This window comes from Microbulbifer salipaludis (genome assembly GCF_017303155.1).
Taxonomy (GTDB): Bacteria; Pseudomonadota; Gammaproteobacteria; order Pseudomonadales; family Cellvibrionaceae; genus Microbulbifer; species Microbulbifer salipaludis.
The window spans coordinates 151,885-168,923 of record NZ_JAEKJR010000001.1; the positions used below are offsets into that span (position 1 = coordinate 151,885).

Here is a 17,039-nt window from a genome sequence, read left to right on the forward strand (position 1 = left end):
TTGCAAGATTCGGCAGTTTTTTTTGCTGTTGACAGCCTGTTTAACCGACTTATCTTCTTTCGCTTGGCTTTATCGCTAAAGGATCCTCACCTGCGTAGTAAAACTACAAAAACATCATCGGGCGCCGCAGGCACGTAATACCTCAATCAGCTGGTCTTTCGGTGTGTCGTCGCTTATCCGGGCATCCCCCAGCCCACGCAGCAGGATCAGGCGCAATTTGCCATTCTTCACTTTTTTGTCCACCGACATCGCCGCCAGATAGTCATCGACGGTCATGTCCTCGGGGGATTGTTGCGGGAGAGCCGCCTTCTCTAGCAGCGCACGTAAGCGCGCCACGTCGTGCTCACTGATCCAGCCGCGCAGGCGCGACAGCTCCGCCGCCATCACCATACCGGTAGCGACCGCCTCACCATGCAGCCAGTTGCCATAGCCCTGCACAGCCTCGATCGCGTGTCCGAAGGTGTGACCAAAATTCAGGATGGCACGGCGCCCGGATTCCCGCTCATCCTCCGCCACTACCGCAGCCTTGTCGGCACAGCTGCGCTCGACCGCGTAGGCCAGGGCCTCGGGATCCCGTGCGAGCAGCTTGTCCATGTTCTGCTCGAGCCACTGGAAAAATGCTGGATCACAGATCATGCCGTACTTGATGACTTCGGCGATGCCGGCAGAGAGTTCGCGGTCGGGCAAGGTGTTCAAGGTATCGATATCGATCAGCACCAGCTGCGGCTGATAGAAGGCCCCGATCATGTTTTTACCCAGTGGGTGATTGACCCCGGTCTTGCCCCCCACCGAGGAATCCACCTGCGACAGCAGTGTCGTGGGCACCTGAACAAAATCCACACCCCGTTGATAGCAGGCCGCGGCGAAGCCACTCATATCGCCGACTACCCCACCGCCAAGCGCGACAATGGTGGTGCCGCGGTCGTGCCGCTTCTCGAGCAGCGTATCGAAGATGCGATTGACGGTATCGAGGGTTTTGAAGGCTTCGCCGTCGGGGAGCTGCACCACATCCACTCTGGAGAACCCCTGCAGCGCGTCGCACAAGGTATCCAGGTACAGCGGGGCGATGGTCTCGTTGGTGACGACCAGTACCTGCTTGCCGCGAATGCATTGCTGGAAATGGGCAGGGTCCGCCATAAGCCCCGAACCGATCAGGATCGGGTAGCTACGCTCACCCAGGTCGACGTGTAGACTGTGCATAGATACTCCCTTCCACACAGGAACTTAACAGGAACTCACTCAGAAAGGCCGCCACTTTAGCACAAGAGTGCTGTCGCCACGGCCAAGGGGGAATGATGGAGCGGGTTACCGTGCGTGACGATTACCGATGCGCGGAGCGATCAACCACTCACGGTGGCTAATAGTCGGTCCGACACCAGGGCGGCGGCCTGCTTGGGCGTGCAGTCGTCGGTATCGCAGACAAGATCCGCTACTTCACTGTAGAAAGCTTCCCGCTGCAGGAGGATCTCCCGCAACTTGCCCTTCGGATCCGCCACCTGCAGCAGGGGCCGATTATTGTTTTTTGCGGTGCGCTCCACCAGCTGATCCAGGCTCGCGCGCAGGTAGACCACAAACCCGTGCGCCTTGAGCAGCGCGCGGTTTTCCGGCAGCACCACGATACCACCACCCGTGGCGATCACCTGGGGCTCACCGGTGCACAGATCTTTCAACACTTCACTTTCCCGCCGGCGAAACCCATCTTCCCCTTCAACATCAAAAATCCAGGGGATATCGGCACCGGTGCGGTCTTCGAGCACTTTGTCGGAATCGGCAAAAGGCAACCCGAGTTGGGTTGCCAACAGCTTGCCGATGGTCGACTTGCCGGCCCCCATAGGACCGACAAGAAAGATAGGTTGCGTGATCACTTGCTGAACGACATGAACTCGTCTTGCATGATGCGCGGCGTGATGAAAATCAGCAGCTCGCGCTTGTCATCCTGTCGGGTGGTGCGCTTGAACAGATGGCCGAGGAAAGGAATATCCCCGAGGAACGGCACCTTGGTCTCACCTTCCAGGGTTTGCGCCTCGAAGATGCCACCCAGCACGATGGTTTCACCATTGGCCACCAGCACCTTGGTCTGCAAGGAGTTGACATTGATCGCAGGAATCTGGGCACCGGTAATCACGTTGGTGAACAACTCACCGACACTGTTCTGGTCGATGTTCAGATTCATGATGATGTTGTCGTCTGGTGTGATCTGCGGAGTCACATTCAGCAACAGAACCGCCTCTTTAAAGGTCACCGATGCAGCACCGGACGAGGTGGCTTCCAGGTACGGGATTTCCACACCGGAGCGAATGCTGGCTTCCTGCTTGTCGCCGGTTACCACTTTCGGCTGGGAAACGATTTCCGCCTTGCCCACATCTTCCAGCGCAGACAGCTCCAGACCCAGCAGGAAATCCTCCTTCAGGATGGCGTAGGCCACACTGCCCGCGCTCTCAGCGAGACCAAGATCCACCAGCAGGGGATCGTGCAAGGTCTCTGGTGCCGACAGGTCCGGGCCATTACCGTCGCCATCGGCGATGCCCGGCAGCTGTGAGCCAGATCCGATACCGATCGAGTCGTCACTGATATTGTGGTCTTCCAGATAGCTCCAGCGCACACCCAGGTTCTTCTCGAAGCCGGTGTTGGCGGTAACGATACGCGCTTCGATCATCACCTGGCGGATGGGGATATCGATGGCACTGATCAGGTCGCGGAACTGCGCGATCTTGTCTTCGGTATCCGTGAGGATAATGGTATTGGTGCGCTCGTCGACAATGGCACTGCCGCGGGCAGACAGGATGCTGCGGCCATCCTGGTCTTCACGGCCACCGGCAAAATTACCCTGACCGAAGCCACCACCCTGACCTCCCTGTTCGCCAGCGAACAGGGTGAACAGCTCACGGGCATCTGCGTAGCGAATCTGGATGTACTCGGTGCGCAGTGGCGCCAGCTCTTCCAGCTGCTTGCGGGTTTCGAGCTCACGGCGCTCGCGCTCGGCAATCTCTGCCGCAGGCGCCACCATGATGACATTGCCTTCCTGACGCTTATCCAGGCCCTTGGCCTTCAGAATCAGTTCCAGCGCCTGATCCCAGGGCACGCCGTCGAGGCGCAGGGTAATGCGACCCTGCACCGTATCGCTGGCCACCAGGTTCAGGTCGGTGAAGTCGGCAATCAACTGCAGCACCGAGCGCACTTCAATGTCCTGGAAGTTCAGGGAGAGCTTCTCGCCGGTGAACTGGAATTCTTTCTGCTTTTCACGCACCTGCGCCACCGTCAACGGCTTTACGCTCAGCACGTATTCGGTGTCCGCCTGGTACGCCAGGTAATCGTATTCGCCATCGTGGGGATCCACGGAGATCACCGTGTTGCGCCCGTCGTAATCCACGCTGATGCTACTCACCGGGGTGGCAAAGTCGGTCACATCCAGGCGCTGGCGCAGTTCAGGCGGCAACTCGGCACCGAGGAAAGTCAGTACGATTTTGCCACGGGTGCGCTCGACATCGATGTTCACCGCCGGGTCGGTCAGGCTCACGATCACTTTGCCTTCACCGCCCTCACCGCGGCGAAAGTCCACATTGTTGATCGCAACATTGCCCGCCGCGCGGAACTGGGAATTACCACCGATGTTGGTGGTGGTCGTCACCGGCGCTGCGGCAACCGCCGCGGTGGCCGCTGCATTCGCACCCACTTCCAGTACCACCTGGTTGCCCACCCGCTCACTGGTGTAAACCGGCAGTTCGTCCAGATTCAAAATCAGGCGAGTGCGGTCGTTGCTGGAAACAATCACTGCACTGCGCGCAGCACCGATATCCAGCGAGTATTTTTTCTCTGGCAGCACGCTCTCCACGCCAGCAAAGTCCATGACAATACGGGCTGGCTGCTCAATGGTATAACCAGTGGGCTCTGGGGGCACATCACTGAAGGTCAAACGCAGCTGCAAGCGACTGCCGGGCAGTTCGGAGAACTGGATATCGTTCAGCTGGCTGGCCAGGGACGGCGTCGCCAACGGCAGTAACAGCAGGCCCAGCAGCGGTGCTTTCGCACGCGACAGTACGCTGGCGGCCCGCGCCAGTACTTTGGCGAGTTGCTTGGTGATCATTTTTAGTTGTCCTTATCTTCCAAAGTCAGAGCCCGCGGCCGTTCGATCCAGCCGCCGGTGCCATCCGGCACAATTTCCAGTACATCGAGTTGTGCCGGCGAGGCGTTGACCACACGCCCGTGGTTTTTACCCATGTAATTGCCGATGGTGATGCGATGAATCCCCCCATCACCGTCGTTCACCAGCGCCCACAGTTGTCCACCACGGGACAAGGTACCCACCATGGACAGCGCATCGAACGGATACCGTTCAAGCAGCTCTTTCTGGCGATTCTGGTCCGGCGCCACATCCAGCTTGCGACCAACGAGGCGCTGATCGGCTTCCAACACAGGGCGTACAAACGGGCTGCGCAAGGCTGCCGCGCTGTAGACGTAGGGGCTATAGGGCGTAAAGGTAGGGATCGGGTCAATCTGACCCTTAGGCTTGTGCTTTACTGCCGCCATTTTCTGGCGCAGGTCGCTGTGGCTGCCATCCAGGCTACAGCCTGTCAGCGCCAGCAGTGCAACACTCAGAGCGAAGTATTTTTTCATCCTTCTTCTCCCTGATCCTTATAGCGATAGGTCTTGGCGTTCACCACCATGCTCAGCAGGTGGGAGCCATCCTTGCTGGTTTCGATCGTAAAATCGTGCAAGGTGACGATGCGCGGCATACCGGCGATGCCACTGATAAACGCGCCAAACTCGTGGTAACCGCCCTGGACTTCAATGCGGATCGGCAGTTCGACGTAGAACTCGCCCACCTGCTCGCCTTCCAGTGCCACTTTTTGAATGGTGAGGCCGCTGCCACGACCGAATTCATCGATATCTTCCAGCAGGCCAGGGACCTCGGTGTCTTTCGGCAGCTGCTTCAGCAGCGCTCCAAAGGTCTCTTCCATTTCTGCCAGCTGCTCGCGGTACGCATCCAGGTTGGCGGCTTCAAAGGACTTGCGCTCAAACTGGGTAAACAGCTCCCGCTCTTTATTGGCGGCGAACTCCAGCTGACCGTAGCGATCCTTGATCATGAAGAAGTAACCACCACCAACCAGCACAGCAGAGATCACAACCAGCAAAGCGATGCGACCCGCCAGGGGCCACACACCGACCCGGGAAAAGTCGATGTCATTAATATCCAGCTCTTGGAGCTGTTTGAGAGTATCTTCAAGCGCCACGGTTACGCTCCACTATTGGCGCCATCAGCGCTCTGATCATCTTCTTCTTTTTTGCGACCACTGACACTGACCGTCATTTCGAAGGCACTCGCTTGCTCACCAAACTCCGGCTTGGCGGTTACGCCAGTCAGGTTGGGAGACTCGTACCATTCGGACTGGTCCAGGCTGCGCATAAACGAAGACACCCGGTTATTGGACTCAGCCACGCCGGAGATCGTTACCGTTCTGCCAGAGCGCTTGAGGTTCGTCAGCCATAGTCCTTCGGGCGCTGCGCGCACCATATCGTCGAAGTAGCGCACCGCCAGTGGGCGGTTACCCTGCAACTCCTGAATGACGCGCATGCGGTCAATCAGCTCCTGGCGCCGCTTCTTGAGATCCTTGATCTCACGCACCTGCTTGTTGAGCGCGGTGATTTCAGTATTCAGCAGCTGGTTGCGCTCGTTCTGGTTCGCGATTTGCGAATCGACGGTCTTCATCCACATGAACACGGAAAAGCCGGCGGCAATCACCACCAGCACCGCAACCTGCTGAAACTCTTTCTGCTTCTGCGCCCGGTACTCCTGGCGCCAGGGTAATAAGTTAATCTTTGCCATGACTCAGAACTCCCGCTCGCGCATCGCGAGGCCGGCGGCAATCATCAGCGAGGGGGCCTCACTGGCGAGCGCCTGGCGATTGACGCGGGATGCAACACTCATATCCCGGAAAGGATTGGCCACCATGGTGGGCTTATTCAGTTTCTGACCGACCAGCTCGGCAAGACCATCCATTGCGGCAACGCCGCCACCGAGGAGGATGTAGTCCACGTCACTGTAGGAGGTGGAGGAATAGAAGAACTGCAGTGAACGGGTCACTTGCTGCACCACGGCGTCGCGGAACGGCTCCAGTACTTCCGGGTAGTAGTCATCCGGCAGACCGCTGCCACCCTGGCGCTTGGCCAGCGTGGCTTCCTCCGAGGACAGTCCGTAACGGCGCTGGATTTCGTCGGTCAACTGGCGACCGCCAAACAGCTGCTCGCGGGTGTAGACGGTGCGCCCGTCGACCATGACAGACAGGGCGCTCATGGTGGCGCCGATATCGATCACCGCGACCACCAGCTGCTCCTGGGCAGGGAACTGATTGTCCATCAGGGTGTAGGCGCGCTCGATGGCATATGCCTCTACATCCACCACCCCCGGCTGCAAGTCCGCCTCGCCCAGCGCCGAAATGCGCTGCTCAACGTTCTCGCTGCGGCAGGCGGCCAGTAGCACCTCAACCTGCCCTTCACCCTTCTCCGATGGCCCCTGCACTTCAAAGTCCAGGTTGACCTCGTCGAGGGGGTAGGGAATGTACTGATCCGCTTCCAACGCAATCTGGGCTTCCAGCGCGTCGTCGGAAAGGTCGGCAGGCATATCCAGGGTCTTGGTGATGACCGCAGAACCGGACACAGCCACAGCCGCCTGGCGCAGGCGGGTCTTGGAGCGCCGCACCACCTTGCGGATGGCTTCCGCGATGGCCCCCACATCATTGATGTTTTTATCCACTACCGCATTCGGGGGTAGAGGCTCGGCTGCATAGCTTTCCACGCGGTATTTGTCGCCACTGCGACTCAGTTCGAGCAACTTTACCGAGGTGGAGCTAATATCGAGCCCGAGCATTGCCTTCGGACCCTTGTTGAGAAAAGGGAGCATCCCCATTTTTCTTATCTTTTCCGTGGGTTATGGAGGTTTGATGGTATAGCACTTTAAATTACCGCCGCAACCGCCTTTTGCATAGGTAACAGCGCACATTCTTCGTATAATTGTCGAACAGTGCCGATAAATTGATCAAGACGTACATAGAAGCATTTTCATGACCGAGAAAGCCCGCAACCGCCTGATATCTCTGCTGTGGCTGATTCTGGCCGGGGCCGCCGCTGGCGCCATGGCATTTTCCAGCATTTATATCTACCTGAAGCCAGGACTGCCCTCGGTGGAGACCCTGCGCGACATTCGCCTGCAGACCCCCCTGCGCATATACTCCCGGGACATGAAGCTGATCGGTGAGTTCGGTGAAAAGCGACGCAGCCCGATCACCATCGAGCAAACCCCCGACATGTTCATCAAGGCCATTCTTGCGGCGGAAGATGACGGCTTCTACTCCCACAACGGGGTATCCATCAAAGGCCTGATGCGTGCTGCGCGCCAGCTGGTGGCGAGTGGCTCGATCCAGTCCGGTGGCAGTACCGTGACCATGCAGGTGGCGCGAAACTTCTTCCTCAGCCGGGAACAGCGCTTCATCCGCAAATTCAATGAAATCCTGCTGTCCCTGCAAATCGAGCGCGAACTCAGTAAGGACGAAATTCTCGCCCTTTACATCAACAAGATCTTTCTCGGTAACCGGGCTTACGGCTTCCAGGCCGCTGCGCACGTGTATTACGGCCAGGACATCAACGACCTGAACCTGGCCCAGTGGGCCATGATGGCGGGGCTTCCGAAGGCGCCATCCACCTATAACCCCATCGCCAACCCCTCCCGCGCCCTGCAGCGCCGTAACTGGATCCTCAAGCGGATGCTGGACCTGGGGTATATCGACCAGAATCAGTACAAAAACTCCATTACGGCCCCGGTCACCGCCCGTTATCACGGCCGCGACCTGGATCTGAGTGCCCCTTACGTGGCCGAAATGGCCCGCAAGGAAGCCGTGGACCTGTTTGGTGATGCCGCCTATACCGATGGCTACCAGGTGATTACCACCGTCGACAGCAAGCTGCAGGATGCCGCGCGTAAGGCGCTGCAGCACGGCCTCGAAACCTATGACGGCCGCCACGGCTATCGCGGGCCCGAGCAGCGTCTGGATGCGGAACTGCTGGCGGATAACGACCAACTGGTCGACCTGCTCAAGGAAATTCCCATCCTCGGTGGCCTGGAGCCGGCGGTGGTGACCGCGGTCGCACCACAAAGTCTCAGCGTGCAATTGCGCGACCGGCGCGTGGTGGAGATCCCCTGGGAGCACGGCCTTGGCGACATCCGCCCCTACATTTCCGAAAATGCCCGCGGCCCACGCCTGAAGTCTGCAGATGAGCTGTTTGCCCCCGGCGATGTGGTGCGCCTGCGTCGCGTGGTGATCTCCGCCGAAGAGGTCGCCCGCGAGCAGCGGGAAGCGCAAGCCCAGGCGCAGGAGTCTGTGGCGGAAACCCTGGAGGAGACCGCACTCACCGACGATCCCTTCGCCACCCCAGAAGGCCTCGAGCAGGCGCGCGAGGAAGAGCTACCGCAGCCCCGCGAAGAGTGGCACCTGACCCAGATTCCCGCCGCGCAGGGCGCCCTGGTTTCACTGGAGCCGGAAGACGGCGCCATCCGCGCCCTGGTGGGCGGTTACGATTTCCGCCAGAGTCACTTCAACCGGGTGACCCAGGCCGCACGCCAGCCGGGGTCCAGCTTCAAGCCGTTCATTTATTCCGCGGCGCTGGAGAAAGGCTATACCGCCGCCAGCATTATCAATGACGCCCCGATCATCTTCGAACAGACCAATCTGGAAGACGTCTGGCGGCCCGAAAACGATGGCGGCACCTTCCTCGGCCCGACCCGCCTGCGCAAAGCGCTGTATATGTCACGCAACATGGTCTCCATCCGCCTGCTGCAGGCGCTGGGCATTGACCGCGCGCTCACCTTTGCCGAGGGCTTTGGCTTCGAGCGCAGCAAGCTCGCGCGCAACCTCTCCATTGCCCTCGGCAGCTCGGCACTCACGCCGCTGGAAATGGTGCGCGGCTATGCCGCATTCGCCAACGGTGGCTATCGCGTAGAGCCCTACCTGCTCGACCAGGTGCTGGACGTGCATGGTGACACCGTGTACCAGGCATTGCCGCTCACCGTGTGCCACGAGTGCCCGGTGGCCGGTGAGGAGCGCATCCCGGAGGCAGAGCCGATCGACCTGCTGGCGGTACAGCAGGAGGCGGGCGCTGATGAGCCGCTGGAGCTGCGCACCCTGCCGGTCGCACCGCTGGATACGGACGAGCAGGCGCGCCCGCGGGCGCCGCGTGCCATGTCACCGGAAACCGCCTACATCATGGATTCCATGCTGAAAGACGTGATCAAGCGCGGCACCGGCCGCAAGGCGCTGGCCATGAAGCGCGGAGATATCGCCGGTAAGACCGGTACCACCAACGGCCCGCGCGACGCCTGGTTCTCCGGCTACAGCCCCCATCTGGCCACCAGCACCTGGGTGGGCTTTGATGACAACACCCCCATCGGTCGAAATGAGTACGGCGGTTCCGCCGCGCTGCCAATCTGGATCGACTTCATGTCAGCCGCGCTGGACGGCCTGCCGGAGCGGCACCTGGCCCAGCCCGACGACATTGTCACCATGCGCATCAACCCGCGCACCGGCCTGCGCACGTCTCGCGGTGGTATCTTTGAAATCTTCCGAGCGGACCGGGTGCCCGGACGGGAAACCTACGGCAACTATCCGTCGATTTACTCCGACGACGGCCGCGGCACCCCGAGCCGGGACAATGACCAGGCCCAGGAGTCGCTGCCGGAGGAGTTGTTCTAACCCCGCCCCCCATTACGGGGCGGAACAGACAGACACAAAAAAGCCGCTCAATGAGCGGCTTTTTTGTGTCTGCAATCTTGAGACTGGAATACGGGGTTAAAACCCCCTGCTCCCATCCATCACGGTAAATCAGCGGCGGCTGCGGTAAGCGAGACAGGCTTCCTCAAGCTCTGCCAGATTCGGTATCACCGCTTCTTCGCCGGACAGGGCCACGTGCATCAGTTCACCCATGGCACACTCGCCTTCGCGGCCAGCCAGTTCCTCCGGCGTAACCCGCACCAGCCTGGGGGTACCCTGCAGCACCACCGCAAAAAACGGCAGGTCGCCCTCACTGTTACCACTGCTCAGTACCGCGATGCGGCAATTGCTGCGCAACACCGGCATCGGGCTGCCCCGCATCACCTCAAAGGAGATCAGCGGCAAACGCTGTTCCCGCCAGTGCAGTTCGCCCATATACCAGTCCGGCGCATCAAATGCGGATACCGGGCTCTGCAGGGCAATAATTTCAGACAGGGTCTCCACAGGTACCAGTAGCTGGCCATCTGCCAGTGGCAGTAGCAGGCTGCTGACCTCCTGAGGCACTTCGGTGGTGGCCATGGTACCAACGCCGATTCCACTCATGCTCTGACCTCTCCACTGCCCACCGGGGCTTCAATACATTCGTTGCTCACACGGATCCGGACCATCACGCATCCACCTCCGCTTCGGTAAAGTCGTGGATGGCACTGAGCAGAACCTCTTCCTGATAAGGTTTACCCAGGTAGTGGTTAACTCCCAGCGAGAGCGCGTGGTCGCGGTGTTTCTTACCGGTACGGGAGGTGATCATGATGATCGGGATATCCCGCAGGCGGCTGCTGGAACGGATATTGCGCGCTACCTCAAAGCCGTCCATACGTGGCATCTCGATATCCAGCAGCATCACATCCGGGATCACATCCTGCAGCTGGATAATCGCATCCTGACCGTCTTTCGCCGTGATGACCCGGAAGCCCTCCCGCTCCAGGAAACGCGTGGTTACCTTGCGCACGGTTACCGAGTCATCCACCACCATAACCAGCTTCTGGGTGACCGGCTCCTCGCGGCCACTCACCGTCGGCAGTTTGTCTTGCAGTAGCGGAGCCTCGGGGCGCGCCAGCAGCGCCGAGTGCTTCCGCAACAGCGCATGGGCGTCGAGAATCACTACCACGGTACCGTCACCGGTCACGGTAGCACCGGACACACCCTGCACAGTGGCAAACTGGGGCCCGAGGCTCTTCACCACAATTTCCCGGCTGCCCATGATCGCATCCACCTGCAGGGCCATGGCGGTGTTCTCCGAGCGCACCAGCAATACCGGCATCTGCATATCTTCCACCGCCAGGCGCGGCTGCGCACTGGACTGCAGCAGGCTGCCGAAGTAGTTCACCTGATAGGGCTCACCGGCATACTCGAAACGCGCTTCCGGCGTGCGGTAGTAGTGCTCCAGCTCAAACGGGCTGAGACGCACGATACCTTCGATGGTATTCAACGGCAGGGCGAACAGGTCGTCACCCACACGCACCATCAGTGCACGGTTCACCGACACGGTAAACGGCAGGCGCACCACGAATTCCGTGCCCTTGCCGATCTGCGAACCGATGACCACCGTGCCACCGATCTGCTTGATCTCGGCAGACACCACATCCATACCGACGCCGCGCCCGGAAATCTGGGTCACCTTGTCGGCCGTACTGAAGCCTGCCTGCAGAATAAACTGCATGATTTCATTGTTGGACAGTTCGGCGTCCGGGCGCATCAGGCCGCTTTCGATGGCCTTTTCGCGCACCCGCATCAGGTTAATACCCGCGCCATCGTCACTGATGGTCAGCACTACCTCACTGCCCTCGCGAGCCAGCGCCACAGAAATGCGCCCGCGCTCGGCCTTGCCGGCCTCGCGGCGTTTTTCCGGTGACTCGATACCGTGGTCCACCGCGTTGCGCAGCATGTGCTCAAGCGGGGCAACCATGCGCTCCAGCATGGAGCGGTCGAGTTCGCCCTCGACGTTGGAGAACACCAGGTCCACCTGCTTGCCAAGCTCCGCGCTTACCTGGCGCACGATACGGCGCAGGCGCGGCACCAGGCGGGAGAACGGCACCATGCGGCTGCGCATCAGGCCTTCCTGCAGCTCGGTATTAACCCGCGACTGCTGCAGCAGCAGTGTCTCGGTATCCCGCGCCTTGTGGCCCAGGGTCTGCTTCAATTCCAGCAAGTCCGACGTCGATTCCAGCAGCGAGCGCGACAGCTGCTGGATGGACGAGTAGCGGTCCATTTCCAGCGGGTCGAAATCGCCGTCCTGTTCCGCCAGCTGTTCCTGACGGAACAGGATTTGGGCTTCGGTCTCTTTATCCAGACGTCGCAGCTGCTCGTTCAAGCGCGACAGGGTCGAGTCCATCTCGTCCAGTGCCAGGCCGAATTCACCCACCTGCTCTTCCAGGCGTCCGCGGGAAATAGACGTCTCACCGGCGAGGTTGACCAGCTCTTCGAGCAATTCCGAGGCAACCCGGACCATTTCCTGAGGCTGGTTGCGGGGCTGCCCGCCCTCGCGGTCGCCCACATTGGTGGACTTGCGGATAAACGGCAGCACATTGCTGGCGGCTGCCGGCGCCTGGGGCGGTACCGCCACGGCTTTCTCGGCAACCTCGACCTCGGTGGTCGGCACCACCGGTTCGGCCGCGGGCTCCTCGCTTCCGGACTCACTCCCGGACGCGCTCGGAGCATGGGCAGCAGACGGCAATTCCTCGCCAGACTCCATGCCGTAATCCACCGGGCTCGCATCTGGGGCCACCTGGTCATCCGCCCAGCGGGTTTCCAGCAGGGCACAGAAGGGGCCGAGCTCTTCGCCACTCAACCAGGCACGGGTCGTTTCAACACCGGCGGCCAGACGGTCATAGATACCGTGGGCATCGGCAAAGAATTCCGGCGACGGCGAGCTGCCGCTTTGCATGTTTTCGATGACGGTCTCAAACCGGTGTGCGACCTCACCAAGGCCCATCAGGGCCGCCATTCGTGCGCCACCCTTGAAGGTGTGCAACACCCGCTTGAGGGCCTCGGGCGCTTCCCGGTCGTCCGGCGACTGCTCCCAGTTCTGGATCAGCTCTTCCAGCTCATCCACCAGATCGCCGGCCTCCTCGAGGAACACCTCGACCACATCCGGGTCAATATCGCCCAGCAAGGCGCGCTGCGCGTCAGTGATATCGCCGGACGAGGCGGAAACTGCCTCGGATTCGGGCACCGGCTCGGGGGACACCACGACCGGCTCCGCTGCACGCGGCTGCGCCGTATCCACAGAGTCCACCGTCTCGACACGCTCTACTTCTGCGACCGCGTCATCCAGCCAGCGGGTATCGGCCAGATCATCTGCGTCGACCTCAATCACCGACTCGACGTCTGCCGCCGGCGCTACATGCGCGTCGTCCGCGGGAGCTTCTACTGCGACATCGTCACCAGACAGCTCGGACTCCAGCCACTCGACGGTAAGCTCAGGCTCTGACTCGGGCCCGCTCGTGTTCGGCTCAGACAAGGTGATACTCGCCGCATCATCCGAGTCAGCGGCGGCCGAGTCTTCAGCAGCCGTTTCCGCCAGCACCAGATCGTCAAAACTGAAGCTGTGGGCATCATCTTCACTGTCTGCGGTGGCGGCTGCGCTGTCTGTTGCTGTGGGCTCACCCACCGAGAGATCTTCGACAAAGCTGTAATCGCTGCTGTCGATGCCGTATTCAGACAGGTCGATATCTTCATCGTCGGCGCCGTCGTCGCCTTGCGCCAGGTAGCGCAACGCTTCACCCACCGCCTCGCTCACCGGCGGCAGATCGGTGGAGGCGGCGACCGCATCCACCAGATCAAGCAATTCATTGTGCCCCTGCTCGAGGGCGGCCCAGAGCGCCGGCTCCTCTTCCAGGTGACCGTCGATCACCTGGCGGTAGACCGCCAGCAACAGCTGCGCGAGCTCCTGCAAAGTAGGCAGCTGCGCCTGGCCGGCCGCCTGCTGCAGGGTGTCCAGCTCTTCCGCGACCGGCAGCAGGATTGCCTTGTCACCCGGATGCGCGCGCCACTGATTGAGCATCTCGTCTGCGTCCAGCAGCACCTTCATACCATCGGCCATGATGACCGCCAGCAACTGCGGGTCGACCGCCTTAGGCTCGTTGGCCTCGCGCTCCCGGATCAGGTGGCCGACGGCGCGCTCCTGCAATTCGGCAACACGGGCCAGGAATTGCTCGCTGCGCTCGACGTGCAGCGGCTCGCCGTTGTAAATCTGGTCGATCACCGCCTGCACATAGCTGCGCGCATCGCTGATCAACTCAAAAATATCGCTGTCGATAACGACCTGATAGGTGCGCAGTTCCTTGGCGAAGCGCTCCAGCGGCGCCATCAGTTCGGCGACCTGGGTGACTTCCGCCATATGCGCGGAGCCTTTCAGGGTATGCAGGGCACGGTGCAGCGGATCAGAGGGAATCCCGTACAACGGCGCGGCCCGTTGCATTTCATTGAGGAAGTCCGTCACCGTGGCGAGATGGGTCTCCGCCTCCTGGGCAAATATTTCCCACAACTGGGCGTTGTCGTCCGCTTCGCTGGTGTCCTCGAACTGGGGCTCGGCGGGCGCACTCTGCACGGACGCATTGGTACTGGCGGCGTCCAGCAGCGCTTCCGGCACTTCGCCGCGGGAGAGCTGCTTGGCCCAGCCTTCAAGTTGCGCAGTGCGCACGGGATCGGGATCACCGGTGCGGGTGCGGAAGCCGTCCACCATGGATGGCAGCTTGGCCACCACTTGCTCGATCAGCAGTACGTGGCCGCGACCGGGTTTGACGGTCTCGTCGATCACCCGGTTCAGCATATTCTCGACGGCCCAGGCGAGCTCGCCCACTTCCAGCGCTTCCACCATGCGGCCGGAGCCTTTCAGGGTGTGGAAACCGCGGCGGAATTCCACCAGTGCATCCTGGTTGTCAAAGTTTGCCGCCCACTGTGGGAAGTATTCCCCGATGGTCTCCAGCACTTCGCCCGCTTCTTCCAGGAAAATCTCGACGATTTCATCGTCGATAATGCTGGTGTCGTCGTCCTCTTCCAGCACCGGTGCCTGCGGTGCAGGCTCAGCGGTACTCGCCAGGTCACTATGGTGCGCGCTCGCCTGGGTGCTCTCTCCGGCACTTGCCACGGCAGTATCCGGCTCGGTGGACCCGGCCGCGTGATCATCACTCGCGAACCAGCTCTCTTCGAGCAGCGACGGCGCGTCGTCGGCCGGCTCCGCTGCCGCTGCAGTTTCCTGCGCAGCGCTCTCTATCAGGGATTCGGACAGGCTGGCCAGTGGGTCTTCGCTGACTGGGGCCTGCGGGGTTTCGGCTTCGGTCTGCGCCGGTACATCGACCTCATCCAGATCCAGGTTGAATTCGAAACTGTCGAGGGCAATTTGCTCGTCCGCTGTGTCCGTCGCGGGCGCCTGCGGCTCGGCGGAAGCGTCAGCAAATGGCTGCGGTGCCTCTTCCATTGCGGCACCTTCGCTGTCGGACACGGCATAGCCCAGGGTGGCCACACTGTCTTCCGCCAGCGCCAGGAGCATATCGGCATCTTCGATGCCGTCGGCACGGCGCTCGAGGTAGTACTCGACGCTGGTCACCGCATCCGCAAGGGTATCCAGCAGCTTCCAATCCGGCTGATCGCCGGCATTGATCAGGCGCTCCGAGATATAGCTTTTACATGCACCAACAATCTCCGCGGCGCGCTGGTAGCCCACCATGTCGAGACCACCGCAGACTTCCTGCAGACGCTTCGGCACCTGTGCGAGATGTCCGGCATCCCAATGACTGGCGATGTATTCGACCACCGCCTCCTTGACGGTCTCCAGGCCAATGCGCGCTTCCCGCAGCACCTGCCCGGTGGCCTCGCCCATCAGCGGCGATTCACTGTCGATGTGCTTGTCGCGCTCGGCGGCAGCCGCCAGCCCGGAATCCAACTGCACCAGCTCGGAGGCCGCCTGCATCAGCAGATCGTCCGGGGCCTGGCTGCGCGATGCGTCACGCAGATATTCGTAAATGCTGCGCGCACGGATGCGCTGGTTTTCCAGGCCCAGTACACCGAGGGTATCGGCGATGCGCTTGGCGACCACGGCAGTATCGGCCAGAGGCGGGCGTTCGCCGTTGGTGATGCTGGGGTCCAGCGCCTCGCGCACACCCGCCAGCTCTTCGCGCAGCGCGGTGACCGCGGTACCCATCGCTTCCGGGCCCATGGCCAGAGCGTCTTCGGTGTCCGGGCGCGGGGTACCAGGAACCGCTCGATCGAGAGCATATTTCTGGTACAGGGCCTGGCCGCGCGGCCCGTTCGGGCCGCACAGGTAAACGTAAAACAGCAGGTTGCGGATAAGGTCGTGGTCCGGGCGCAGGTCGAGTACGCGCGCGCCCTGGCCCTGCAGCAGGCGGAATTCCACATCGATGCGGCGCAGCAGCTGGCGCAATGCGGGCAATACGTTAACGCGGTGATCGGCAATACCTTCGAGCAGGCCCTGCAATACTTCCCACAGATGCTGACGCTGGCTACCGCTGTAGAGCAGCGACATTTTTTCGCTGACCTTGTTCAGGTAGGCCAGGCTTTCGCCGCTGTTTACATCGCGGATCAGGGAAGCGGCGGCAACGTGGTACATCTTGCGCAGCTTGACCACCAGCTCCTGCAACTTGGCGTTGTTGGAAAGCAGGGGCTGACGCTTGCCAGAGGCCTGCTCGAGCGCGCTGAGGTCCGGCGCGAACAGTGCGCCCTCGGTAATCAGGCGCTCACGACGCACTGCACGCAGATCGTTCAGGAGGGGGAGCAACAGTACCGGGTTATCACGGCGCTGGAAGGCAATTTTTTCCAGATACAGCGGCAGTTCCAGCAGCGCACGCATGAGGAACTCGCGGGTTTCATCGCTGTTTTCCACCTCGCCACTGGCCAGCGCCTGCACCAGCTGCTCCATTTCTTCGGCAAGCATGGCGGCACCGGTCAGCTCTGCCATGTGCAAGCTGCCGTGTACCTGGTGAATCAGTTCAAGACAGTTTTTCAGCAGGCTGGAAGAGTCACCAGCCGACTCCGCGGCGGAGGAATCCGAGGCAAAGGTTTCCAGGTGCTGGCGCGCCTGGGCCAGCGTCTCGTTGATTTCGCCTATCAGCCAATCCAGGGCTACAAAATTGGGATTGTCGCGACTCACGCCAAGTCCTCGGTAATTCAGGTTGCTCGCTGACAAGCGGCGTTCAACCGCAACGCCACCCATCTGCTGCTTTACACCGCGGGGCCGCGAGCCCCAGCGGTATCCGCTTTGTT

10 protein-coding genes are annotated in these 17,039 nt (G+C 61.1%); 1 reads left to right on the forward strand and 9 read right to left on the reverse strand.

Annotated elements, in window-relative coordinates; all coding sequences use genetic code 11:
* Positions 1 to 114 precede the first annotated feature (114 nt).
* The 7 genes from aroB to JF535_RS00620 all read right to left on the reverse strand — a co-directional run bounded on the left by aroB (position 115) and on the right by JF535_RS00620 (position 6,904).
* On the reverse strand, positions 115 to 1,200 hold the full coding sequence (gene aroB / locus JF535_RS00590) for a 3-dehydroquinate synthase (RefSeq protein WP_206997913.1): 1,086 nt from the start codon (positions 1,198 to 1,200) through the stop codon (positions 115 to 117).
* Positions 1,201 to 1,340: 140 nt separating this feature from the next.
* Positions 1,341 to 1,862 carry a shikimate kinase gene (locus JF535_RS00595; RefSeq protein ID WP_207000073.1) on the reverse strand — a complete coding sequence of 174 codons (522 nt, stop codon included), beginning with the start codon at positions 1,860 to 1,862 and terminating at the stop codon, positions 1,341 to 1,343.
* Positions 1,862 to 4,084 carry a type IV pilus secretin PilQ gene (locus JF535_RS00600; RefSeq protein ID WP_206997915.1) on the reverse strand — a complete coding sequence of 741 codons (2,223 nt, stop codon included), beginning with the start codon at positions 4,082 to 4,084 and terminating at the stop codon, positions 1,862 to 1,864. The genes JF535_RS00595 and JF535_RS00600 overlap by 1 nt, the downstream gene beginning before the upstream one ends.
* Positions 4,085 to 4,086: 2 nt before the next feature.
* A complete protein-coding gene (locus JF535_RS00605) occupies positions 4,087 to 4,614 on the reverse strand; it encodes a pilus assembly protein PilP (RefSeq protein WP_206997917.1) in 528 nt (175 codons plus the stop codon).
* Positions 4,611 to 5,231, reverse strand: a complete 621-nt coding sequence (locus JF535_RS00610; protein WP_206997919.1) for a type 4a pilus biogenesis protein PilO — start codon at positions 5,229 to 5,231, stop codon at positions 4,611 to 4,613. The genes JF535_RS00605 and JF535_RS00610 overlap by 4 nt, the downstream gene beginning before the upstream one ends.
* A gap of 2 nt (positions 5,232 to 5,233) precedes the next feature.
* A complete protein-coding gene (locus tag JF535_RS00615; RefSeq protein ID WP_066959419.1) occupies positions 5,234 to 5,824 on the reverse strand; it encodes a PilN domain-containing protein in 591 nt (196 codons plus the stop codon).
* Positions 5,825 to 5,827: 3 nt separating this feature from the next.
* The gene (locus JF535_RS00620) at positions 5,828 to 6,904 is read right to left on the reverse strand and encodes a pilus assembly protein PilM (protein ID WP_206997921.1); all 1,077 of its coding nucleotides are present in this window, start codon (positions 6,902 to 6,904) and stop codon (positions 5,828 to 5,830) included.
* Positions 6,905 to 7,058: 154 nt separating this feature from the next.
* Here JF535_RS00620 and JF535_RS00625 point away from each other — a divergent pair, with 154 nt between their 5' ends.
* Positions 7,059 to 9,740 carry a penicillin-binding protein 1A gene (locus JF535_RS00625; protein WP_206997924.1) on the forward strand — a complete coding sequence of 894 codons (2,682 nt, stop codon included), beginning with the start codon at positions 7,059 to 7,061 and terminating at the stop codon, positions 9,738 to 9,740.
* A 129-nt stretch (positions 9,741 to 9,869) separates the two neighbouring features.
* Here JF535_RS00625 and JF535_RS00630 read toward each other — a convergent pair whose 3' ends face one another.
* Together JF535_RS00630 and JF535_RS00635 are read right to left on the reverse strand one after the other, a co-directional pair.
* A complete protein-coding gene (locus JF535_RS00630) occupies positions 9,870 to 10,361 on the reverse strand; it encodes a chemotaxis protein CheW (RefSeq protein WP_206997926.1) in 492 nt (163 codons plus the stop codon).
* A 64-nt stretch (positions 10,362 to 10,425) separates the two neighbouring features.
* Positions 10,426 to 16,926: an Hpt domain-containing protein gene (locus tag JF535_RS00635; protein WP_340674094.1), complete on the reverse strand. Its 6,501-nt coding sequence runs from the start codon at positions 16,924 to 16,926 to the stop codon at positions 10,426 to 10,428.
* Positions 16,927 to 17,039 lie beyond the last annotated feature (113 nt).